Annotated in this window: 17 protein-coding genes; 12 read left to right on the plus strand and 5 right to left on the minus strand. The window is 47.0% G+C overall.

Annotated elements, in window-relative coordinates; translation table 11 throughout:
• Positions 1-52 precede the first annotated feature (52 nt).
• The 3 genes from C6Y45_RS17400 to C6Y45_RS06325 all read right to left on the minus strand — a co-directional run bounded on the left by C6Y45_RS17400 (position 53) and on the right by C6Y45_RS06325 (position 1,403).
• On the minus strand, positions 53-598 hold the full coding sequence (locus tag C6Y45_RS17400) for a hypothetical protein (protein ID WP_107584382.1): 546 nt from the start codon (positions 596-598) through the stop codon (positions 53-55).
• A gap of 136 nt (positions 599-734) precedes the next feature.
• Positions 735-977 carry a hypothetical protein gene (locus C6Y45_RS06320; RefSeq protein WP_107584384.1) on the minus strand — a complete coding sequence of 81 codons (243 nt, stop codon included), beginning with the start codon at positions 975-977 and terminating at the stop codon, positions 735-737.
• 12 nt (positions 978-989) lie between these two features.
• On the minus strand, positions 990-1,403 hold the full coding sequence (locus C6Y45_RS06325) for a single-stranded DNA-binding protein (protein WP_107584385.1): 414 nt from the start codon (positions 1,401-1,403) through the stop codon (positions 990-992).
• Between the two features lie 371 nt (positions 1,404-1,774).
• On the opposite strand from C6Y45_RS06325, the gene C6Y45_RS06330 reads away from it, so the two are divergent.
• Together C6Y45_RS06330 and hpf are read left to right on the plus strand one after the other, a co-directional pair.
• Entirely contained in the window at positions 1,775-1,972 is a 198-nt protein-coding gene (locus C6Y45_RS06330; RefSeq protein ID WP_107584409.1) for a cold-shock protein, read from the plus strand.
• Between the two features lie 203 nt (positions 1,973-2,175).
• Positions 2,176-2,724 carry a ribosome hibernation-promoting factor, HPF/YfiA family gene (gene hpf, locus C6Y45_RS06335; RefSeq protein WP_107584386.1) on the plus strand — a complete coding sequence of 183 codons (549 nt, stop codon included), beginning with the start codon at positions 2,176-2,178 and terminating at the stop codon, positions 2,722-2,724.
• A gap of 160 nt (positions 2,725-2,884) precedes the next feature.
• Here the strand turns inward: hpf and ptsG are convergent, their stop codons facing one another.
• Together ptsG and glcT are read right to left on the minus strand one after the other, a co-directional pair.
• Entirely contained in the window at positions 2,885-4,921 is a 2,037-nt protein-coding gene (gene ptsG / locus C6Y45_RS06340; RefSeq protein ID WP_107584387.1) for a glucose-specific PTS transporter subunit IIBC, read from the minus strand.
• Between the two features lie 183 nt (positions 4,922-5,104).
• Positions 5,105-5,950, minus strand: a complete 846-nt coding sequence (gene glcT / locus C6Y45_RS06345; RefSeq protein WP_107584388.1) for a glucose PTS transporter transcription antiterminator GlcT — start codon at positions 5,948-5,950, stop codon at positions 5,105-5,107.
• A 339-nt stretch (positions 5,951-6,289) separates the two neighbouring features.
• On the opposite strand from glcT, the gene secA reads away from it, so the two are divergent.
• The 10 genes from secA (at position 6,290) to uvrA (ending at position 21,843) form a co-directional block, all read left to right on the plus strand.
• A complete protein-coding gene (secA, locus tag C6Y45_RS06355; RefSeq protein WP_107584390.1) occupies positions 6,290-8,827 on the plus strand; it encodes a preprotein translocase subunit SecA in 2,538 nt (845 codons plus the stop codon).
• Between the two features lie 46 nt (positions 8,828-8,873).
• Positions 8,874-9,975, plus strand: a protein-coding gene (gene prfB / locus C6Y45_RS06360; protein ID WP_107584391.1) for a peptide chain release factor 2 whose coding sequence is annotated in 2 segments (ribosomal slippage) — positions 8,874-8,945 and positions 8,947-9,975 — 1,101 coding nt in all. Because the reading frame shifts where the segments join, the coding sequence is not laid out codon by codon here.
• A 669-nt stretch (positions 9,976-10,644) separates the two neighbouring features.
• Complete coding sequence (locus tag C6Y45_RS06370; RefSeq protein ID WP_174703874.1) at positions 10,645-11,541, plus strand: YitT family protein; 897 nt, start codon at positions 10,645-10,647, stop codon at positions 11,539-11,541.
• A gap of 71 nt (positions 11,542-11,612) precedes the next feature.
• Complete coding sequence (locus tag C6Y45_RS06375) at positions 11,613-11,996, plus strand: c-type cytochrome (RefSeq protein WP_107584393.1); 384 nt, start codon at positions 11,613-11,615, stop codon at positions 11,994-11,996.
• A 113-nt stretch (positions 11,997-12,109) separates the two neighbouring features.
• Positions 12,110-12,793: a cell division ATP-binding protein FtsE gene (locus tag C6Y45_RS06380; RefSeq protein ID WP_107584394.1), complete on the plus strand. Its 684-nt coding sequence runs from the start codon at positions 12,110-12,112 to the stop codon at positions 12,791-12,793.
• Complete coding sequence (locus tag C6Y45_RS06385; protein ID WP_107584395.1) at positions 12,774-13,613, plus strand: cell division protein FtsX; 840 nt, start codon at positions 12,774-12,776, stop codon at positions 13,611-13,613. The genes C6Y45_RS06380 and C6Y45_RS06385 overlap by 20 nt, the downstream gene beginning before the upstream one ends.
• 31 nt (positions 13,614-13,644) lie before the next feature.
• The gene (locus C6Y45_RS06390) at positions 13,645-15,003 is read left to right on the plus strand and encodes a M23 family metallopeptidase (protein ID WP_107584396.1); all 1,359 of its coding nucleotides are present in this window, start codon (positions 13,645-13,647) and stop codon (positions 15,001-15,003) included.
• Positions 15,004-15,245: 242 nt separating this feature from the next.
• Positions 15,246-16,700: a S41 family peptidase gene (locus C6Y45_RS06395; protein WP_107584397.1), complete on the plus strand. Its 1,455-nt coding sequence runs from the start codon at positions 15,246-15,248 to the stop codon at positions 16,698-16,700.
• Between the two features lie 273 nt (positions 16,701-16,973).
• On the plus strand, positions 16,974-18,962 hold the full coding sequence (gene uvrB / locus C6Y45_RS06400) for an excinuclease ABC subunit UvrB (RefSeq protein WP_146159157.1): 1,989 nt from the start codon (positions 16,974-16,976) through the stop codon (positions 18,960-18,962).
• Between the two features lie 7 nt (positions 18,963-18,969).
• Positions 18,970-21,843 carry an excinuclease ABC subunit UvrA gene (uvrA, locus tag C6Y45_RS06405; protein ID WP_107584398.1) on the plus strand — a complete coding sequence of 958 codons (2,874 nt, stop codon included), beginning with the start codon at positions 18,970-18,972 and terminating at the stop codon, positions 21,841-21,843.
• The last annotated feature ends 151 nt before the right edge of the window (positions 21,844-21,994 follow it).

Below are 21,994 nucleotides of genomic sequence, written 5' to 3' on the forward strand. Positions count from 1 at the left end.
GACAGCTGTAAACAGCTCTTAAGGTTTTATGCCCTATTATTTCCTGATTAAACTAATAATTTCCTGTAATTATAAAATAATGATAACTACCTAAGTACATAGTCGTGATAATAAAGAAACCATCAGTGATTTCAGGAAGGAATATCTTCAGGAAAAGCAAAAAAGCTTTCTCCACCCGGAGAAAGCTTTTTTCAGAGTGTTGATTAAGTCTTGGTTTCAGAATAATTATTCTTCTGAGCGTATAGCTTTCTCCTGCACTCCCCGGCGGAAGCTTGCCGTGGGGCTCGTCATCAGCTATTTTCCAGCCCTTCGGCCATGGAAAAGGATCTTCCGACTTCGCTTTATCCCACCGGCGTCCCCGCCGGTCGTTCCGGAGGAAAAAGCCTCTCCTGAATGGAAGAAAGGGCGGAATCAACACATTTTTTAGAAGAGAAACCTTCTTTTTATTTTCCTGCTGGAGCTGCAGCAGGCGACTCCGAGGCGAGATAGGACGAGCAGAAGATCCATTTCTTCCGAACAGTGGGAGGAAGAAATTAGCTGAAGCCGGCCCGCCCGGAAAGCGTCCTGAGGAGGCGAAAGCAGGGAAATGCATAGGCATGTATAAAAAACACTTTATAAACAGCCTGAAAAAAGCTTTCTCCCCCCGGAGAAAGCTTTTTTCGTTACGTAGAAAGCAGAAGTTTTACGTTCTTTATTAGAACAGTCGGAAATACATGTCAGGAAACCGGACCTGATCATTTATCCGGTGACTGATGCAGAATCGACCGCAGAAGCATATCGTCGGAGTTAATGTTTTCCATATGATGAGAGTCGACAGCACCTTTGAATTCAGCAATCGTCGTGTGAAGGTGGCGGATGGCATCCGACTGTTCATCAAGCTGTTCGGATAGATCATAGAGATCCTCCTGCTTAATAATAATTTTTTCGAGTCTGGCCAGCCGGCGGACAACAACTTTTAATAACTCAAGTTCTGTCATGGGAGCCGCCCGCTACGCCGGATATTCCTGATCGGCAGGAAAATCTTCGGCAGTGGGATGACCGCCTTCCAGTTCTTCTTCAGTGAAATCGCCACCGTCTCCCACTTTGTTCAGTTTTAGAAAAGTAACCTGATCCGCCACTACGTCCGGAACAGAAATCTGCTTGTCTTCTCCTACGAGAAGCTGACGCATCTGCACCCGTCCTTTGACGGACACAAGCGATCCGGTACCGCAGTAATCAGCTACTCTTTCTGCCAGCTTGTTCCAGGAAACGATCTGAACGAAATCTGTATCGTAGCTGCCGCTGCTGTTACGATAAGGTCTGCGGACAGCGAGGGTAAAGCGGGTGAGGGAGGAACCGTTCTGTGTAGTTATAAGCTGTGGATTTTTTGCCATTCTTCCAATGAAAATAAATTGATTAAGCATAAATAAACTCGCTCCTTTTAATTGGTTGTAGTAGTGGATTGAAATGCTGGATTAACTGGTGTATTGGATAAACCTCTGTCCTCCTGTCAAAATATTATGTATAGAACCGGAGTATAGCCGGTTATACCTACTAATAAAAATAAAATTTATAAAAGAAGTAAAAATATGGGTTGAAGCAGTGCCTTTATTTAATATAAACGTATTCTAAAATTCTTAAATGAGCCTAAAGAACTAAAAAAATACTATAAAAATCCTGAACATTAAACGGAATTGTCTGACTATTTGTCGTTGACGGAAAAATATCTGATTGGTATATTTAGAGTAGAAAAAGAGGAACACATTACTTTTTAGGAAAGGAATGAGTGATTCCTATGCTCGGAAAAGTAAAATGGTTTAATGCGGAAAAAGGATTCGGTTTTATTGAAGTTGAAAACAGTGAAGATATTTTTGTTCATTATTCCGCTATTGATGAAGAAGGATATAAAACGCTGGAAGAGGGCCAGGAAGTTGAATTTGACATTGTGGAAGGTGCACGCGGCCCCCAGGCGTCCAATGTAATGAAAAAGTAGTATCTGCCGTAGAAACGCCCCCGGTGTGCGCACAGCATTGAAGGGGGCGTTTTTTATCCATAGCGGGCTCCGGAGAAAGGAGGACGGCAGACGGTTCCGGACCGTTTTATATGAATCTTTTTAGAGAAAATGAATGTTTGAGCAGGACTTTTCGGAGGGAACCTAGAATAACATATCGTATAACCGAAAGGAGTTGTTAGCTTATGAATTTTAATATTCGTGGCGAAAACATGGAAGTAACCGAGGCTCTGAAAGATCATGTCGAAAAGAAGGTAGGAAAGCTGGAGAGATATTTTGACACCACTCCTTCTTCTGACGTTCATGTAAAAATGAGTATCCTCAATAAAGAGCAGAGAGTGGAGATTACCATTCCGATGCCTAAGCTCCTACTTCGTGCGGAGGAAAAGCATGCTGATATGTATGCAGCCGTTGACCTCGTAGTTGAAAAACTCGAGCGTCAGATCCGTAAACACAAAACAAAGGTTAACCGCAAATACCGCGGAGATGACAGCCTGAAATACATGTTTAAAAACGAACTGGAACCACTGGCGGAAGAAGAATTTCCTGATGAAGACATTGAAATTGTCCGTACAAAACGGTTCGATCTGAAACCAATGGATGCGGAAGAGGCAATTCTTCAGATGGATATGCTCGGCCATAACTTCTTTGTCTTCTCTAATTCGGTTAATGGAGACACAAACGTTGTTTATAAACGGCGCGACGGCCGATACGGCCTGATTGAGCCGGAATAATAAAAAAAGCTGCGGATTTTTCCGCAGCTTTTTTCTATGAATAATTTTCGGTTTTTCTCCAAAATTGAGGCCGGCATTTTGTTAATTCAGATACACCCTTGGAATCTTTATTCTACAGGGAGGTTTTCTTCTTCACTAACTGTTAAAAACACTTTTTTTATCAGGAAATACGCACCGGTCCTGTTTCTCCGCGCTCTACACGGCCGGTTTTTTCAATATGAACGGTCTGACTTTCGTCCAGGTTGGTAAAGATAACCGGAGTAACGGCGGATTTAGCTTCTCTTTTGATTTTATCAATATCAAATTCAAGCAGCTTATCACCGACACGGACAGTGTCTCCCTGTTCTACAAAGGCCGTAAAGCCTTCACCTTTCATATTTACTGTATCAATACCTACATGGATCAAAATTTCTGTTCCATCTTCTGTTTCAAGCCCGACAGCATGTTTTGTATGGAAGAGCTGAACGACTTTCGCATCTGCCGGTGAAACGACAATGCCTTCTGAAGGGTCGACTGCAAACCCGTCTCCCATCATTTTTTGAGCAAACATATCGTCCGGCACTTCAGCAAGTTCTTTAATGTCACCAGTAATCGGCATGGAAAGCGTAATGCTGCTTTTTACCGGTCCGATCGTTTCCTCCGGTCCCGGTTCCGGAGCGGAAGGAGTTTTACCGCTGATTACATCTTCCATCTGACTTTTAATTGTTTCTGAACGCGGTCCGAAAATTGCCTGCACGTTCTTATCGACCTGCATTACTCCGGAAGCCCCAAGCTCCTTTAGACGCTCTTTATCAACCTGACCACTGTCTTTTACGGAAATACGAAGACGTGTGATGCAGGCATCAAGGTGGGTAAGGTTTTCTTTCCCGCCGAATGCTTTAATGATCTGGGAAGGAAGCTCTGTCTGGGCAGCTTTCCCGCTGGAAGCTCCGTGTTCGCCGGCGCCGCCGTTTTTCTCCCGGCCGGGAGTCATAAGGTTGAATTTTTTGATCATAAACGTGAACAGCACGTAATAAATGACGGCAAATACGAGACCGACAAGAATGACAATCCACCACGGTTCTCGTCCGGGCACTACCCCGAAGAGGAAGAAATCAATGGCTCCCCCGGAAAAGGTATAGCCCATATTTATGTTCAGCCAGTAAAGTATAACAAAGGATATTCCATCGAGCACCGCGTGAATAACGAAGAGAAGCGGGCTGAGAAACAGGAAGGAGAATTCAATTGGTTCTGTAATTCCCGTGAGAAAAGACGTTAAGGCAGCAGATCCTAAAAGTCCGCCGACCACTTTTTTATTTTCAGGGCGGGCCTGATGATACATCGCCAGTGCTGCGGCCGGAAGACCAAACATCATAATTGGAAATTCTCCGGCCATAAAGTGTCCGGCAGTGAGCTCCGCCTGATCCTGCAGCTGGGCAAAGAAGATATTCATGTCACCGGTAACTATATTACCGGCTGCATTCGTATACGTACCGAATTCGAACCAGAACGGCGCATGAAAAATATGATGCAGACCGAACGGAATAAGAAGACGTTTAATAAATCCAAAGAAAAATACGGCAACGGTCATCGCTTCTTCCATCAGAAACTGGGAAGCTGTGTTCATTCCTGTCTGAATCGGAGGCCAGATGAAGAAAAGAGCGGCCCCGACGAAAAAAGAAGCGAATGCAGTAACGATCGGTACGAAGCGTTTGCCTGCAAAAAAACCAAGAAAAGCCGGCAGTTCGATCGCATAATAGCGGTTGTAGGCCCAGGCAGCGAGGGCGCCGATAATAATACCGCCGAACACTCCTGTCTGAAGCGTCGGTATACCGAGAACGAGTGCTTCGGCAGGATTATCAGAAGCAAGCACTCCTTCTACAGTCAGTCCTCCCATAACCCCCATCGTTACGTTCATGACGAGAAAACCAACGAGGGCGGCAAGTGCCGCGACACCGGCTCCGTTAGCGAGACCGACCGCCACACCGAGTGCGAATATTAAGGCGAGGTTGTCAAAAACTATCCCCCCGGCCGATTCCATCATCGTCGCAAGGCTGACAAAGATATCGTTTTCAAGAAAAGGCATGAGATTGACCATATTCGGGTTCCGCATTGCGTTACCGAAAGCGAGAAGCAGTCCGGCAGCCGGAAGTATTGCCACCGGAAGCATCAGGGATTTACCGATCCGCTGAAGCTGTCCAAAAAATCGTTTAAACATGTTAATTCCCCCTTTTATTATTTGTAGGCATCAGCACTGGAACAAAAAAAGGCATGAGGGAAAAAGAAAGACGCTTCAATACAGGCGGGTCCACGTACGTGTGGTTCCTGCCTGGAACTTGAGCGGCCATCCTTTTCTCTCATGCCTGCATTATCAGTAACACGGAAAAGTACCGTCTTTTACTTATTCTGATTTTTGTTCACTGGAAACGAGCCGCTGAATGTGAAGCGTTAAATAAACTGCTTCGGCATCCGGAACTCGTTTTTTTAAGCGCTGCTGCATCATTTTCATCAGCTTCCAGCTCAGATTATAGCATACTGGATATTCCTGCTGCAATACTTTCAGGAGCGTATCCTGATTGTCGGCGTAATTTTCGTTGTCAACACGTTCAACCGCATTGTTCAGGTGCCGGACGAGCCGTAAATAATTGATGTCCTTCCGGTCAACCGTCAGCCCGAAGTAGCTTTCGATCTGCTGGACGAGTTCGCTCACAAGTTGTGTATGCCGGTTAATCTGGGACAGATCCCTGTTTGTGAGGGCACTGTGGATGTGAAGCGTGATAAAGCCGATCTCTCCTTCCGGAATACGGATGCTGAGCGCTTCGTTGAATTTTTCAGCCAATTTTACGGCAGCCTGATATTCCTGGGGATAGGCAAGCTCTGTTTCCTGAAGAAATGGATTTTTAATTTCCTGGCCCTTCTGAATGCGTTTTACAGCAAAGTAAAGGTGATCGGTTAAGCCGACGTGGATATGTTCGTTCAGCCGGGAGGAGAAAGTGTGCTCGAGTCGCTCAATTTCCTCTCCCATAAGCGCAATGAAATCCTCCTCTACATAATTCAGCAGGCTTTTGTACTGCTCCTGTTCTTCTGAGCTGCGGAGTGCAAAAAACTTTTCTGCCTGATCCCCCGCGATTTCCTGGCCGGGTTTCCGCCCGAAGCCGAGACCTTTTCCAATAAGGACTACTTCTTCGTACTCAGGGTGCTCTGCAATTACGACATTATTATTAAGTACCTTTTTAACTGTTATCATTACCGCTGCCTCTTTTCCGGGATGAATTCATTCACTCCGATGCTGACACTTATTATAAGGAGGAAGAAGCAGGAATTCAAACCGGCTGGCTGCCTTCCTGTTTCTGTCTGGAAACGGCGTACCTTTTCAACCCCGGACAGCTGCCGTATAATAAGGAGGAGATGTGAAGCGGGTTCACCTTGTAAGCTTTTCTGCAAACTGATAAAATAAACGGGACCGTAAAAAGCTGAAAACCACGAAAGTAGACGGAGTGGAAGAAACGCTCCGTTCTTTCGTTTATGTAACTGAAAATAGACAGTCAGTAAATAAGGAAAATAAGAAATAAGGGAGCAATGTCCGATGTTGGGATTAATTAAAAAGGTCATTGGAGATTCGGATGCACGTTATTTAAAGAAGCTGGACAAGCAGGTATCCGACACAGAATCCAGAGAAGATGAGATGAAGCAGCTGAGTGATGATGCCCTCCGTGCGAAAACGGAAGAATTCAAAGAGCGGTATGAAAATGGCGAACCTCTCGATAAGCTTCTGCCGGAAGCTTTCGCTGTTGTCCGGGAAGGCGCGTGGCGCTCTCTTGGAATGAAGCATTTCCGCGTGCAGCTTACCGGGGGTGTCGTTCTGTATAAGGGCGATATCGCGGAAATGAAAACCGGGGAAGGTAAAACGCTTGTAGCGACACTGGCCGTATACCTTAACGCTCTCACAGGAAAAGGTGTGCACGTTGTGACTGTTAACGATTATCTTGCCCGCCGTGATGCGGAAGATATGGGGAAATTGTATAATTTTCTCGGATTGTCTGTCGGATTGAACGTAGCCGGTATGACGAAGGAAGAAAAGCGGGAAGCCTATGCAGCGGATGTCACGTACGGTACGAACAATGAATTCGGATTCGATTACCTGAGGGACAATATGGTGACGTACAAGCATCAGATGGTACAGCGGAAACTTCATTTTGCCATCGTCGATGAAGTCGACTCCATTTTAATTGATGAAGCCCGTACACCGCTGATTATTTCAGGCTCTGCCAATAAGACGTCAGAGCTTTACAGCACCGCCAATTCTTTTGTGAAAATGCTTAAAGAAGACGAAGACTACACGCTTGATGAGAAAACAAAAGCGGTCCAGCTTACCGAAAGCGGTGTTTCCAAAGCGGAACGTATTTTTAATATCGACAATCTGTTTGATTCGGAACACGTACAGCTGAACCACCACCTCAATCAGGCCTTAAAAGCCCATAAAGTCATGATACGGGATGAAGATTACGTTGTTGATGAGGGAGAAGTAGCTATCGTCGACCAGTTTACCGGGCGTCTGATGAAAGGCCGCCGGTTCAGCGATGGGCTCCACCAGGCGATCGAAGCTAAGGAAGGCGTCAAAATCAAGCGTGAAAGTATGACGATGGCTTCCATTACGTTTCAGAATTATTTCCGTATGTATGAAAAACTCGCCGGCATGACAGGTACAGCGAAAACGGAGGAAGAAGAATTTACGAACATTTACAACATGAACGTATACTCTGTGCCGACGAATGAACCAATCATACGTAATGACCACCCGGATCTGATTTATAAAACGCTGGAAAGCAAGCAGCGGGCGATTGTCAGCAAGGTGGAGGAACTTTATGAAAAAGGGCAGCCGGTGCTTGTAGGTACAGTAAGCGTGGACACTTCCGAACTGATTTCAAAAATGCTCAAGAAAAACCGGGTTCCCCACAACGTGCTGAACGCTAAAAACCATGCGCGCGAGGCGGAGATCATTGAACAGGCCGGTCAGAAAAAAGCAGTGACCATTGCAACGAACATGGCCGGCCGGGGAACGGATATTAAACTCGGGGACGGAGTAGCGGACCTTGGAGGGCTGTTCGTCCTCGGAACGGAGCGCCATGAATCCCGGCGGATAGACAATCAGCTTCGTGGACGTTCCGGACGTCAGGGAGATCCTGGTGAATCCCTATTCTATCTTTCCATGGAAGATCCGCTGATGCGCCGGTTCGGCTCGGATAACATGAGCAAGATGATGGAAAGACTCGGCATGGAGGAAGATCAGCCGATTGAAAGCAGGATCATCACTAAAGCCGTAGAACAGGCACAGAAACGGGTGGAAGGAAGCAACTTTGATGCCCGGAAACAGCTGCTTCAGTACGATGACGTTATGCGGGAACAGCGGGATGTTATTTACGAGCAGAGAGATGAAGTTCTCGATTCGGATAATCTCCGTCCGGTAGTGGAACAGATGATTGAATCCACAGTGACGCGGGTCGTTAACTCCTATACTCCGGAAGAAGAAGTACCGGAAGACTGGAACCTGGAAGGACTCGTCGAGTATGTCAACGTGACAGTACTTGCTGAACAGCATCTGGAAGAAAAAGAAATCAAGGGTCTTGATCCGGAAGAAATGGTTGAGACAATCATGGAAAAAGTGCTTGAGGACTATAACAAGCGTGAACAGGAGTTTACACCGGAGCAGATGCGCGAATTCGAGAGAGTTATTCTTCTGCGCACAGTTGATACGAAATGGACAGCCCATATTGACCAGATGGATCAGCTTCGTCAGGGGATCAATCTCCGGGCCTATGCTCAGAATGATCCGCTGCGTGAGTACAAATTCGAAGGTTACGAAATGTTCCAGACAATGGTGGCTTCGATCGAGGAAGAAGTAGCCCGCTACATTATGAAAGCCCAGATCGAAACGAACATGAAGCGCCAGCAGGTGGCAGAAGGAAAAGCGGTACACCGAAGTGCCGGGGCGCAGCAGCAGGCAGAAGAATCGAAAGATAAGGCGGAGCCGTATGTAAAAGGAGAAACAACTGGGCGGAATGACCCGTGCCCGTGCGGATCCGGGAAAAAATATAAAAACTGTCACGGCAGACAGGAAGCATAGTTTTTCCGGTGCGGAAGACAGCTAATTTTTTACGAGGTGATTGACGATGGAAATGGCAGAAATAAGACAGAAGCTTCAAAATATGGCTGATACGTTAGCGGACTACAGGGGGTCTCTTTGACTTAGAAGAAAAAGAGACCCGGATTGCCGAACTGGAGGAGCGGATGGCCGATCCTTCCTTTTGGGAAAACCAGGAAGAAGCACAGAAAGTTATCAGTGAAAACAATGCCTTAAAAGCGATGACGGATGAATACCGCTCGATCGAATCGAGCATTGAAGATCTGGAAGTCTCCTACGAACTTGTTAAAGAAGAGGGAGCCGAAGATCTGAGAAATGAACTCGAAACAGGAATTCACAATACGGTGAAGCAGCTCGACAAGTTTGAACTGCAGCTTCTGCTTAGTGAACCTTACGATGGCAATAACGCGATTCTCGAACTGCATCCGGGAGCCGGTGGAACGGAGTCCCAGGACTGGGCTTCCATGCTGCTCCGCATGTATACACGCTGGGCCGAGGGGCAGGGATTCCAGGTGGAAACACTTGATTATCTTCCGGGAGACGAAGCGGGAGTAAAAAGTGTCAGCCTGCTGATTAAAGGTCATAATGCATTCGGTTATCTTAAAGCTGAAAAGGGTGTCCACCGGCTTGTGAGGATTTCGCCGTTCGATTCTTCCGGACGACGTCATACGTCTTTTGCTTCGTGTGACGTTATGCCGGAGCTTGATGATACGGTCGAAATTGACCTGTCAACGGAGGATATCCGCGTGGACACGTTCCGTTCCAGCGGCGCCGGCGGGCAGCACGTCAACACAACTGATTCGGCTGTCCGAATGACACACATTCCTACAAACACGGTGGTGAGCTGCCAGTCGGAGCGCTCCCAGATTAAAAACAGGGAAAGAGCTATGAATATGCTTCGGGCCAAGCTTTACCAGCAGGAAATGGACCGCCAGCGCCAGGAGGCGGAAGCGCTTCGCGGTGAGCAGTCGGAAATCGGCTGGGGGAGCCAGATCCGTTCCTATGTTTTTCATCCTTACAATATGGTGAAAGACCATCGGACAAACGTAGAAACTGGGAACACCCAGGCAGTAATGGACGGAGACCTGACGCAGTTTATCGATGGGTACCTCCGCTCACGAATCGATTAATATTCCACTCTGTTGGAGTTTATCACTATTATTGGAAAAAAGGTGTATATTCCAAAAAGCTGTTCCCAGTTGTGTGGACAGCTTTTTTCAGTTTGTTGATTAAGGCTTCTTTTTAGATTAATTCAGCATACAGCTCTCTTTCACTTTTCGTGCCGTGGGGCTCATCGTCAGCTGTTTTCCAGCCCTCCGGCCGTGGAAAAGATCTTCCGACTTCGCTTCATCCCACCGGCGCCCCTGCCGGACGTTCCGGAGGGAAAAGTATCGCTTTTATGGAAGAAAAGAACAGTAGCAATACGTTTTTAAGAGAGAAAACTTCATTTTATATTTCTGCTGAAGCTGCAGCAGGTGACTCCGAGGCGAGATAGGACGAGCGGAAGATCCATTTCTTCTGAGCAATGAGAGGAAGAAATTAGCTGAGGCCGGCCCGCCCGGAAAGCGTCCTGCGGAGGCGAAAGCAAAAACCGTCTCTTTATAAGAAACACTTTTTCAACAGCCTGCAAAAACTGTTTCCTGGCCGACGGGGGACAGTTTTTTGTTTCCGATGGATGGCGGGGAACCTTCAAGGTGAGATCGATTTCCTGCACTAAAGCGTTAGTGGGACCGCGTTTACAAGGGGATACCCCGGTGGTATACTACGATAGGATTTTCAGAAACAGGGGGAACATCGGCATGATGAAAAAATTGAAACGCCGGGAAACGGCGAAACTGACTACACCTTTTCAGCGGACGCTTTTCGAATTCGCCCACGTACTCGTCGGCTCAGCTATAGTAGCTGTCGCTTTTAACCTTTTTCTTCTGCCGAACCAGATTGCCTCCGGCGGGGTCGCAGGTATTTCCACACTTTTCGTGGAGCTGTTTGGATTTGAACCGGCATTTACTCAGTGGGCTTTTAACATTCCGTTATTTATCGCAGGTGTTGTTCTTCTTGGGGGCAGTTTAACCGGAAGCCTGCTTTATGGAGCAAAAACGCTTGCCGGTACACTCTTCCTTCCTTATGTTGTTTTTTTAACACGGCACTGGGAACCGGCGACACAGGACCCGCTCCTTGCTTCCATCATGGGTGGAGTCGGAGTTGGGCTCGGTCTGGGCATTGTTTTCCGTTCGTATTCTTCCACCGGGGGAACCGATCTTGCCGCGCAGATCATCACGAAATATACAGGGATTACGCTCGGTGGTTCTATTTTTATTATTGATGGGCTGGTGGTGACCTCATCCGCCGTAGTATTCGGATTTGAATTCGCCCTTTACGCGCTGCTTGCTCTTTTTATTACCGGAAAAACGATTGATGTTGTGCAGGTCGGTGCCGGATATTCGAAAATGGTGCTGATTATTTCGGAATATGAGGAGGAAGTAAAACAGGGACTGCTTACCCAGGTGGACCGTGGAGTAACAAAACTTGCCGGATACGGGGGTTATACAAACCATGACCGGCCGGTACTTTTATGTGTGGTCGGAAGAAACGAAGTAACAAAATTGAAACAATTAGTTAAAACTATTGATGCTCAGGCATTTGTTATCGTAACGGATGCATCGGAAGTTCTCGGAGAAGGTTTCAAAAGGAAGTAAATAGGTTATAATGGAATAGCGGGAGTTTGAACTGCCTGCCAGAGTATTAAATTGAGAGAAGGAGGAATAACATGAAAAAGATTGCAGCAGGACTATTTGGTACCGCTCTTCTGCTCGCTGCCTGCGGTGGCGACGGCGGCAATAACGAAGAAAATCCGGCAGGAAACAACGGAGCTGACAACGGTGCCAATAACGCAGCAAACAATGAAGCTGACAATGAGGCGGCGGACGAGAATGGTGAATACGATCTTGCCAACGGAGAAGAGCTTTACCAGGGACAGTGTGCATCATGTCACGGTGGAGATCTTGAAGGCGGTACAGGCCCGGCGCTTGAAGGTTATTCTCATGATGAAGTAGTATCGGCTATTCAGGAAGGACCTGGAAGCATGCCGGAAGACCTTGTAGAAGGTGACGATGCTGAAGACGTAGCAGCCTGGGTTTCTGACCAGAACTAATTTCATATTTTACGGAATGATGGAAACACATATGAGATACGAGCTCCTTTTTTTACACTGCAGATGTAAAGAAAGGGGCTTTTTTTGTCTTTAATCAGAAAAGAGGGGAATAAATGATCAATTTAAGCGGAGTAGAGCACAGGTATAAGCATGGAGAAAGGAATATGGTACTTTCTTTGAAAATAAATGAAGGGGAATTTGTGTACGTCACTGGGAAGGCAGGATCGGGAAAAACTACGTTTCTTAAGCTGCTGACAGGGGAGGAAAAAGCCTGCGCAGGAAACATTTCCTGTCTTGGGAAAGAGTTGGCCAGCCTTTCAATACGGGACCTTGCATCATACCGGAGGGAAACCGGTATCATTTTTCAGAACCGCCGGCTTCTTCCAAAGAAAACGGTGGCTGCAAATGTAGGGTATGTACTGGAAGCAGCTGGTGTCGGTAAGAAAGAGATAGCAGGCAGAGTGCGGAGGGTCCTGGAATCGACAGGTCTGCAGCATAAGGCACACTGTTTTCCTGAAGAACTTTCCGGCGATGAACAGCAGCGGGCAGCTGCAGCACGTGCTATCGTAAATAACCCCCGTCTGCTACTTTTAGATGAACCAGCCGCCGGGCTGGACGACCGGGGAGCCGAAGAAATGATGCAGCTGTTTCATCGCCTTCACGCAGAAGGAGTGACGGTGTTAATGGCGGTCCAACGTTCAAAATCAGCAGGAAAACGGATCATTGAATTAAACAAAGGACGGGTCGTTCTGGACACCGGGCAAAGGAGGGAGGAATATGATCCGATGCATGCGTGAAGCCGCCTCGAGCATTGTGAAGCAGCCGGGCAGAAGTACAGCCGCTGCCGGGACTGCTGGTCTGTTATTAATCTTTTTCGGGATGTTTTTTCTTGCTTTTCAAAATCTCCACTACGTAACAGCTGCTGTGGAGAGAAATATAGACGTTAAAGTGTTTCTAAAAGAAGGAACAGATCCGGAAAATATGGCGGACATACTCGAAGAAGATTTACAGCATCCGGTGCGTATTATAACGAAAGAGCAGGGACTTGAAGATATGCTTGCTTTTTACGAAGGAGAAGAATATTTGGAAGCACTCCGCGCAGATAATCCGCTGAATGATGTCATCGTTATTTATCCTGAAACGCTGGAAGCTGTAAAGAAATCGGTGCAGCTACTTGAAAAGTATAAAGAAATAGAAGCCATTTACGACAGCGGGGATCACTATGAAAAATTCTCCGGCATAAACGACGCTGTCCATTCATGGGGAGGAGCGGTGACTGCTGGCTTTGGAGCTGGAACCTTCCTTTTAACAGGAATTGTCATAAGCACAGGTTTTGGAGCAAGGAAACGGGAGATTCGTACTATGCGTATGCTCGGGGCCACTTCCGGCTTTATTTGGAGGCCTTATATTACAGAAGGGGTTTTCCTTGGAGCAGCCGGGGGTCTGGCAGCTGCCGTCTGCGTGCATTTTACGTATGAAAGGGTGTATCAACTGTCAGAGGGAATGGTGCTTGCCCCGAATTCTTTTTGGTGGACCTCCGGCGCACTTATTATTGCAGGGACAGCGGCGGGAGCGGGTGGAAGTCTCGCCGCTTTTTTAAGACTTTCAAGAACGTAATCAGCTTCCCGCAAAAACAGGAGGGCAGGTAATGAAAAAATTAGCATTTCTCATAATGGGAGTGATTTTTTTTGTTTTTCCCGAACAAATTTATTCAGAAGAGAGAAGAACAGCGGAAAGTACGCCGGGGCTTTCCGGATTCACAGAGGAAATAGATGCTGTTGAACATAAAATAAAAGAGATGGACGAAAAAATCATTTCCCTGTCTGAAAAATCCGCTCTGCAGAAAGCAGAGGTGCAACACATGGAAAGTGCTGTAAAGGAAGCATCTGAAAAAATAGCGGAAGCAGAACAAACGCAGAAATTTCATGAACAGCAGGTGAAAGATAGACTGAAAACTACATACAGAAAATATGTAGAAAATGAACATATGGAAAAGGTTTTTTCAGTACAAAATAATGAGGATTCCCTGAACGGGTTTTATTACATACGAACACTGCTTTCTTTGGATTATAAAGAGCTTCAAATCTATTCCTCAGAGACGGAAAAAAGTAAAAAGAATAAAGACCAGCTGCTGGAGATAAAAAAAGAGCTGACAGAAGAAAAAGAAAAAATGGAAAATACGGAAGCGCAGCTTATAAAAGAAATGGAAGAAAAAGAAATATACCTCAACTCTCTTTATTATTCGGAAAAAGAGATGGAAAGTGAGCTGCTGCTCGAAAAAGAAACGGATAATGCTGTTTCTCAGGAGAAACCAGAAGAAGAGCCGATAATAGAGACTCTTGTGAACAACCAGATAAAAGAGCCGGAATTAACTTCACATAAAAACTATGGGCAGCCGGAAACAGAATTTGCAGCAGAAGAAAACTTTGAAAAAATAGAAGACCTGGACGAAGTGAATATAGTGATGGGATGGGAAAGAACTGTGCCGGAAAAAGAAAAAAACAGTTCCGGATCGGAAGAGAAGAAAAAACTTATAGGTGAAGGAGCTGCTGAAAAAGAAGAGCAGAATATGGAATTTTCTGGGCCGGCGGGAAGTGTAATTTTTCACCGCCCGGCAGACGGGAGAATCACGTCTCCGTTTAATCCTTCGAGAGTCCACCCAATTACCAGGGAAATCCGTGCCCATAACGGCACGGATTTTGGCAGGGATGGAGGAACAAACATTTACGCTGCAGAATCAGGCATTGTAACAGTATCAGAGTGGCGGAAAGGTCTGGGAAATGCCATTCACCTTGCTCATACGATTGACGGAAAAACGTATGTCACTGTTTACGGCCACCTGGCCTCGATGCACGTGAAGGAAGGGGATTATGTGGAGCGTGGGGAAATTATTGCAGTCATGGGCACTACCGGTCTTTCAACGGGGGTTCATCTGCATTTTGAAGTACACCCGGACGGCTACCGTGGAGGAGAAACAGCCGTCGATCCTGAGAAGTATCTTCCGTGATCACGGAAGTGAATTCCGGCAAAACGGAAGAAAGGAGGGTGTACGTATTCCGGATATATTTTCTCAACATAAAGTAAACAATATTTATACTGAAACGATAGGCCTATATGCCCTGTGGAGTATGTGGAATTTTGTGTAACACGTGTGTCTTTCTTTCCTGTTTTTTATTCAGTCTGTTATGATAACGGTAAGTTACAGTTAATAATAGGGGGACTTACAGGCAATGAAAAAGAGGTGGGTATATGAAAAATAAAATTTTACTGCCGCTTGTATTTGTACTGGCACTGCTTATTGGAGCAGGCGGAACATGGGCTTTTCTCTCCATGGACGAGGAGCAGAGTTCCGGAGAGCAGGCTTCTGTACAGGACAATTCAGAGCTGGCAGCTTCCTCTTCCGATGAAAGTGGTGGGGAAGAAAGAATACAGCAGGCAATGGAAATGATTCAGGAATCGTATGTAGAAGAAGTGGAAGAGGAAGAACTGGTCGAAGGAGCAATTTCCGGTATGATTGAAACTCTGGATGACCCTTATTCTGTTTACATGAACGAATCTACAGCAGAAGAATTTATGGAATCACTGGACTCTTCTTTTGAAGGGATTGGTGCGGAGGTCAGCATGACTGACGGCCGGGTAACAATTGTTGCTCCTTTCCGTGATTCCCCGGCAGAAGATGCCGGTCTCCGTCCAAACGATCAAATTCTTGAGATTGATGGAGAAAACATAGAAGGACTTTCTTTATATGATGCCGTGCTGAAAATCCGGGGGGAAAAAGGCACGACAGTAACTCTTACAATTGACAGACCGGGAGTTTCCGATCTGATGGAAGTGGATGTTGTCCGTGATGAAATTCCGATTGAAACAGTTTACGGGGACGTCGTGGAAGAAGATGGACAGCGGATTGGCGTACTTGAACTCCGATCTTTTTCAGAAAACACGGCAGAACGTTTTGAGGAAGAACTGACAGAGCTGGAAGACCAGGGAATTGATGGTTTAATCATTGACGTCCGTGGAAATCCGGGAGGCTTCCTGCAGAGTGTGGAAGACATTGGGGATATGATTATTCCCGGTGGTGAAACAGTCGTGCAGATTGAAGACCGTGACGGAGGCACAATGGAACACGTCTCGGCTCTTGAGGAAGAGAAAGAGTATCCGATCGTCGGTCTTATCAATGAGGGAAGCGCTTCTGCTTCGGAAATTCTTGCTGCAGCCCTTCACGAAGCAGGCGGACATGAGCTCGTCGGAACGTCTACCTTTGGAAAGGGAACCGTTCAGCAGACACTGCCGATGGGAGATGGCAGTCAGCTTAAATTAACACTTTTCCGCTGGCTTACGTCAGACGGCAACGACGTTAATGAAGAAGGTGTTTCTCCAACGGTCGAAGTCGAGCAGCCGGACTACTTCTATGCATCACCGGTGGATTCTGAGGAAACGCTTGAAAAAGATATGCTGAATGAGCATATTGAAAATGCCCAGGTTATGCTCGAAGGTCTTGGGTATGACCCGGACCGGACAGACGGGTATTTTGACGAAGCAACGGAAGAAGCTGTTCGTTCCTTCCAGGAGGACAGTGATCTTGAAGCAACAGGAACCATTACTGAAGAAACAGCTGACAGCCTGCAGGAGCAGGTAATCGAAGCAGTGCAGGAAAAAGAAAACGATGTACAGTTTCAGCAGGCTCTGGAACTGCTTGCAGAATAACAGTAACAGGAACTGTCTCCGTGTATCGACTGCTGTCGATCCGGAGACAGCTTTTTTGTTGCACATAAAAGCGTGGTGAACGTACGTTCGCAGTTTAAAAAATATCATGATATAATTGATAATGAAGACGCTCGAAAGGGTAAAGGTATAAGGTGAACCAAAAACAGTGATTTTTACTTCAGGGAACGGATCCCAGGCACGCTGCTTTTGAGACAGAACTTCAACAGAGCCGATGGAATAAGACGGAACGGGAAAGGATGAAGGAACGTGGCTATTGCAGCACATCCATTTAATATACAGGCAAAATACGAACCTGCGGGCGATCAGCCTCAGGCGATAGAGGAGATAACAAAAGGAATAAAAGAGGGGAAGAAGTTTCAGACCCTGCTTGGAGCCACGGGAACAGGCAAAACGTTTACGATGTCCAATGTCATACAGCAGGTGAATAAACCTACACTCGTCATAGCCCACAACAAGACACTTGCCGGACAGCTTTACAGCGAATTCAAAGAGTTTTTCCCGGAGAACCGGGTAGAGTACTTCGTCAGTTATTATGACTATTACCAGCCGGAAGCCTACATTCCCCAGTCGGATACATTTATTGAAAAAGACGCAAGCATAAACGACGAAATAGATAAACTGCGCCACTCGGCAACAAGTGCTCTTTTTGAACGCAGCGATGTAATTATCGTGGCCAGTGTTTCGTGTATATACGGCCTCGGTTCTCCGGAGGATTATCGGGATCTTGTCGTGTCGTTAAGAACTGGTATGGAAAAAGAGCGGAACGCACTTCTGCGTCAGCTTGTGGACGTGCAGTATCAGAGAAACGACATCGATTTCACACGGGGAACTTTCCGCGTGCGGGGAGATGTCGTGGAAATTTTCCCGGCTTCCCGGGATGAACACTGCCTGCGGGTGGAGTTTTTCGGGGACGAAATCGACCGGATTACAGAAGTCGATGCGCTGACAGGCGAAGTTCTCGGTAACCGGGAGCATGCGGCTGTCTTTCCGGCTTCCCACTTCGTCACCCGGTCGGAAAAGCTGGAGAAAGCGATTGTAAATATTGAAAAAGAACTGGAAGAAACATTAAAGGAAATGCATGAAAAAGGAAAGCTTCTCGAAGCACAGCGGCTGGAGCAGCGAACACGCTATGATATTGAAATGATGCAGGAACTAGGCTACTGTTCCGGCATCGAAAACTACTCCAGACACCTTACGTTCCGGGAAGCAGGAGCCACTCCTTACACCCTTCTCGACTATTTTCCGGAAGATTCACTGATTATTGCGGACGAATCCCACGTTACTCTTCCGCAGATCCGGGGCATGTACAATGGGGATCAGGCGCGTAAAGGGGTGCTCGTAGACCACGGTTTCCGTCTTCCCTCCGCGAAAGATAACCGGCCGCTGAAATTCGAGGAATTTGAGAGACATATTAATCAGATCGTATTTGTTTCGGCTACACCGGGACCGTATGAAATAGAGCATACACCTAAAATGGTGGAGCAGATTATCCGTCCGACAGGGCTGCTTGACCCGACGATCGATGTAAGACCGATTGAAGGACAGATTGACGACCTGATAGAGGAAGTACGAGTAAGACGGGAACGGAACGAGCGGGTTCTCGTTACGACGCTGACGAAAAAAATGGCGGAAGATCTGACGGCTTATTTAAAGGAAGTAGGTATAAAAGTTGAGTACCTCCATTCTGATATTAAAACACTCGAACGTATTCAGATCATACGTGAACTGCGGCAGGGCCAGCATGACGTGCTCGTAGGAATCAACCTGCTTCGTGAAGGTCTCGACATTCCGGAAGTATCGCTCGTTGCGATTCTGGACGCCGATAAGGAAGGTTTCCTCCGTGCCGAGCGGTCCCTCATTCAGACGATGGGACGGGCGGCACGGAACGCCAACGGACACGTCGTCATGTATGCGGATAAAATGACGAATTCCATGGAAGTTGCAATTGACGAAACAAAACGGAGACGTACGATTCAAAAAGCCCACAATGAAAAATACGGTCTGACACCGACTACCATTCAAAAAGCGATACCGGAGCTCATTCAGGCGACATATGCCGCTGAAGAGGAAGAAACATACGATGTCATTGAGAAAGCACCGAAACAGAAGCTGAGCAGAAAAGAAAGAGAAAAAGTTATTGAGCGGATGGAAAGTGAAATGAAGCAGGCTGCCAAAGATCTTGATTTCGAGAGAGCGGCAGAGCTTCGTGACGTCATCATAGAACTGAAAGCGGAAGGATGATTAAGCTATGGCACAGGAAAATATTGAGGTGAAAGGAGCCCGGTCACACAATCTGCAGAACATTGATGTGACGATCCCGAGAAATAAACTCGTCGTTATGACGGGGCTTTCCGGCTCCGGGAAATCCTCTCTTGCTTTTGATACTATTTATGCAGAGGGGCAGCGCCGCTATGTAGAGTCGCTTTCGGCATACGCCCGGCAGTTTCTTGGACAGATGGATAAACCGGATGTCGATTCAATTGAAGGCCTCTCTCCGGCGATTTCCATTGATCAGAAAACAACGTCGAAAAACCCGCGTTCCACTGTAGGAACCGTAACAGAAATATACGACTACCTCCGTCTTCTCTATGCGAGGGTGGGAAAACCGGTCTGTCCGGAACATGGGATAGAAATTGCTTCCCAGACAGTTCAGCAGATGGCGGATCAGCTGATGGAATTTGAACCACGGACGAAAATGCAGATCCTTGCCCCTGTAATTTCCGGACGAAAAGGAACCCATGCCAAAGTACTGGAGGATATTAAAAAGCAGGGGTACGTGCGTGTGCGGGTAAACGGAGAAATGCGTGAAGCAGCAGAGGAAATTGTACTGGATAAAAATAAAAAGCACAACATTGAAGTAATTATCGACCGTATTGTTATTAAGGAAGGTATTGCTTCCCGGCTGGCTGAGTCTTTGGAAACAGCCCTCCGCCTCGGGGAAGGGAAAGTTCTGATCGATGTGGTCGGAGAAGAGGAACTCGTTTTTAATCAGCACCACGCATGTCCGCACTGCGGTTTTTCCGTGGGTGAACTCGAACCGCGGATGTTTTCCTTTAACAGCCCATTCGGAGCCTGCAGCCGCTGTGACGGAATCGGCCACAAGCTGGAAGTGGATACAGAGCTCGTTGTTCCTGACCAGAACCTGTCTTTAAAAGAGCATGCGATAGCGGCCTGGAAGCCGACGAGCTCCCAGTACTACCCGTCCCTCCTTGCAAGTGTCTGCGACGAGTTCAATATCGATATGGATAAGCCCTACAAAGAACTGTCGAAAAAAGAAAAGGACATCATTATGAAAGGCAGCGGAAACAGAAAGGTTCACTTCCGGTATAAAAACGAATTCGGCCGGGTACGGGAAAAGCATCTGTATTTTGAAGGTGTACTAAAAAACATTTCCCGCCGCTATCATGAAACAGGATCGGATTATATCCGGGAGCAGATGGAACAGTACATGACACAAAAGCCCTGTCCTGCCTGCAGCGGGAACCGGCTGACAGAAGAATCACTGGCAGTAAAAGTGAACGGACTGCACATCGGGGAAGTGACCAATAAATCGATTCAGGAAGCCCGACGTTTTTTCGACGGTCTGGAACTGTCGGAAAAAGATATGACGATTGCGAGAATGATTCTGCGTGAGATTGAAGAAAGGCTGTCTTTCCTCGTCAATGTAGGTCTTGAATATTTAACGATGTCCCGGGCAGCCGGAACTTTATCCGGCGGAGAAGCTCAGCGGATCCGCCTTGCCACGCAGATCGGCTCCGCTCTCACAGGAGTTCTGTACGTGCTGGATGAGCCGTCGATCGGTCTGCACCAGCGGGATAACCACCGGCTCATAAAAACCCTTGAACGGATGAGGGACCTTGGAAATACGCTTATCGTGGTGGAGCACGACGAAGATACGATGCTTTCAGCCGACCATCTGATCGATATCGGCCCGGGGGCGGGAGTACACGGAGGAAAAGTGTGTTCTACCGGTACACCAAAAGAAGTAATGGAGGACGAGGAGTCCGTGACCGGTAAATATTTGTCAGGGGAAAAGTTTATTCCGCTTCCTCCGGAAAGACGGAAACCGGACGGCCGTAAAATCAGTATTAAAGGAGCGGAGGAAAACAACCTCAAAAAAACAAATGTTAATATACCGCTCGGCGTTCTTCTCGCCGTTACCGGAGTTTCCGGTTCAGGAAAAAGTACGCTGATTAATGACATTCTCCACAAGTCTCTGGCCCAGAAGCTCACCACAGCGAAGGATAAACCGGGAAGAGTAAAGGAAGTGCAGGGGATAGATCAGCTCGAGAAGGTCGTGGACATTGACCAGTCCCCGATCGGAAGAACGCCGCGTTCCAATCCTGCAACATACACCGGTGTATTTGACGATATCCGGGACGTATTTGCAATGACAAACGAAGCGAAGATGAGAGGCTATAAAAAAGGCCGGTTCAGCTTTAACGTCAAGGGTGGACGCTGTGAGGCCTGCCGCGGGGACGGGATTATAAAAATTGAAATGCACTTCCTTCCGGATGTTTATGTACCGTGTGAAGAATGTGATGGGAAGCGGTATAACAGAGAAACACTGGAAGTGACGTATAAAGGAAAAAACATCGCGGATGTCCTCGGGTCGACAGTGGATGAGGCGTTGATCTTCTTTGAAAACATTCCGAAAATCAAGCGGAAAATCCAAACATTGAAAGATGTCGGTCTAGGCTATATTAAGCTCGGTCAGCCGGCCACTACACTATCCGGAGGAGAGGCCCAGCGTGTGAAACTTGCTTCCCAGCTTCACCGCCGCTCCACAGGTAAAACTTTTTATATTCTGGATGAGCCGACGACTGGTCTTCACGTGGCAGATATCGCCCGGCTGCTGCAGGTACTGCAGCGTCTTGTGGAAAACGGAGATACGGTACTTGTAATAGAGCATAATATGGACGTCGTTAAAACGGTGGACCATATTATCGACCTCGGTCCGGAAGGCGGCGACAAAGGAGGCAGACTTGTGGCGGAAGGGACGCCGGAAAAAGTAGCAGAAAATGAAAAGTCCCACACAGGAAGATTTTTGAAACCGGTGCTTGAGAGAGAATCAGCCAGGATGGAAAAGAAAATGCAGGACCAGGGGGAACCGGCTAAATAAAAATAAACTGTGGAACGAAACCGCCTCCTTTAACGTACACTAAGAAAGAGGCAGGTCTACCGTCCGGGAAAAAATACGCCGGAAGACCGAGGCGGGGATACTCATTTCATCATATGATAGAAGAAGGAAAATTATAGAAGGGAGCGGTTCA

The organism is Alkalicoccus saliphilus (assembly GCF_003044065.1).
In the GTDB taxonomy this organism is placed as follows: domain Bacteria; phylum Bacillota; class Bacilli; order Bacillales; family Salisediminibacteriaceae; genus Alkalicoccus; species Alkalicoccus saliphilus.

Coding starts and splice junctions, on each gene's coding strand:
- C6Y45_RS17400 (WP_107584382.1), bottom strand. CDS start 598: ATGCCTATGCATTTCCCTGCTTTCGCCTCCTCAGGACGCTTTCCGGGC.
- C6Y45_RS06320 (WP_107584384.1), bottom strand. CDS start 977: ATGACAGAACTTGAGTTATTAAAAGTTGTTGTCCGCCGGCTGGCCAGA.
- C6Y45_RS06325 (WP_107584385.1), bottom strand. CDS start 1,403: ATGCTTAATCAATTTATTTTCATTGGAAGAATGGCAAAAAATCCACAG.
- C6Y45_RS06330 (WP_107584409.1), top strand. CDS start 1,775: ATGCTCGGAAAAGTAAAATGGTTTAATGCGGAAAAAGGATTCGGTTTT.
- hpf (WP_107584386.1), top strand. CDS start 2,176: ATGAATTTTAATATTCGTGGCGAAAACATGGAAGTAACCGAGGCTCTG.
- ptsG (WP_107584387.1), bottom strand. CDS start 4,921: ATGTTTAAACGATTTTTTGGACAGCTTCAGCGGATCGGTAAATCCCTG.
- glcT (WP_107584388.1), bottom strand. CDS start 5,950: ATGATAACAGTTAAAAAGGTACTTAATAATAATGTCGTAATTGCAGAG.
- secA (WP_107584390.1), top strand. CDS start 6,290: ATGTTGGGATTAATTAAAAAGGTCATTGGAGATTCGGATGCACGTTAT.
- C6Y45_RS06370 (WP_174703874.1), top strand. CDS start 10,645: ATGATGAAAAAATTGAAACGCCGGGAAACGGCGAAACTGACTACACCT.
- C6Y45_RS06375 (WP_107584393.1), top strand. CDS start 11,613: ATGAAAAAGATTGCAGCAGGACTATTTGGTACCGCTCTTCTGCTCGCT.
- C6Y45_RS06380 (WP_107584394.1), top strand. CDS start 12,110: ATGATCAATTTAAGCGGAGTAGAGCACAGGTATAAGCATGGAGAAAGG.
- C6Y45_RS06385 (WP_107584395.1), top strand. CDS start 12,774: ATGATCCGATGCATGCGTGAAGCCGCCTCGAGCATTGTGAAGCAGCCG.
- C6Y45_RS06390 (WP_107584396.1), top strand. CDS start 13,645: ATGAAAAAATTAGCATTTCTCATAATGGGAGTGATTTTTTTTGTTTTT.
- C6Y45_RS06395 (WP_107584397.1), top strand. CDS start 15,246: ATGAAAAATAAAATTTTACTGCCGCTTGTATTTGTACTGGCACTGCTT.
- uvrA (WP_107584398.1), top strand. CDS start 18,970: ATGGCACAGGAAAATATTGAGGTGAAAGGAGCCCGGTCACACAATCTG.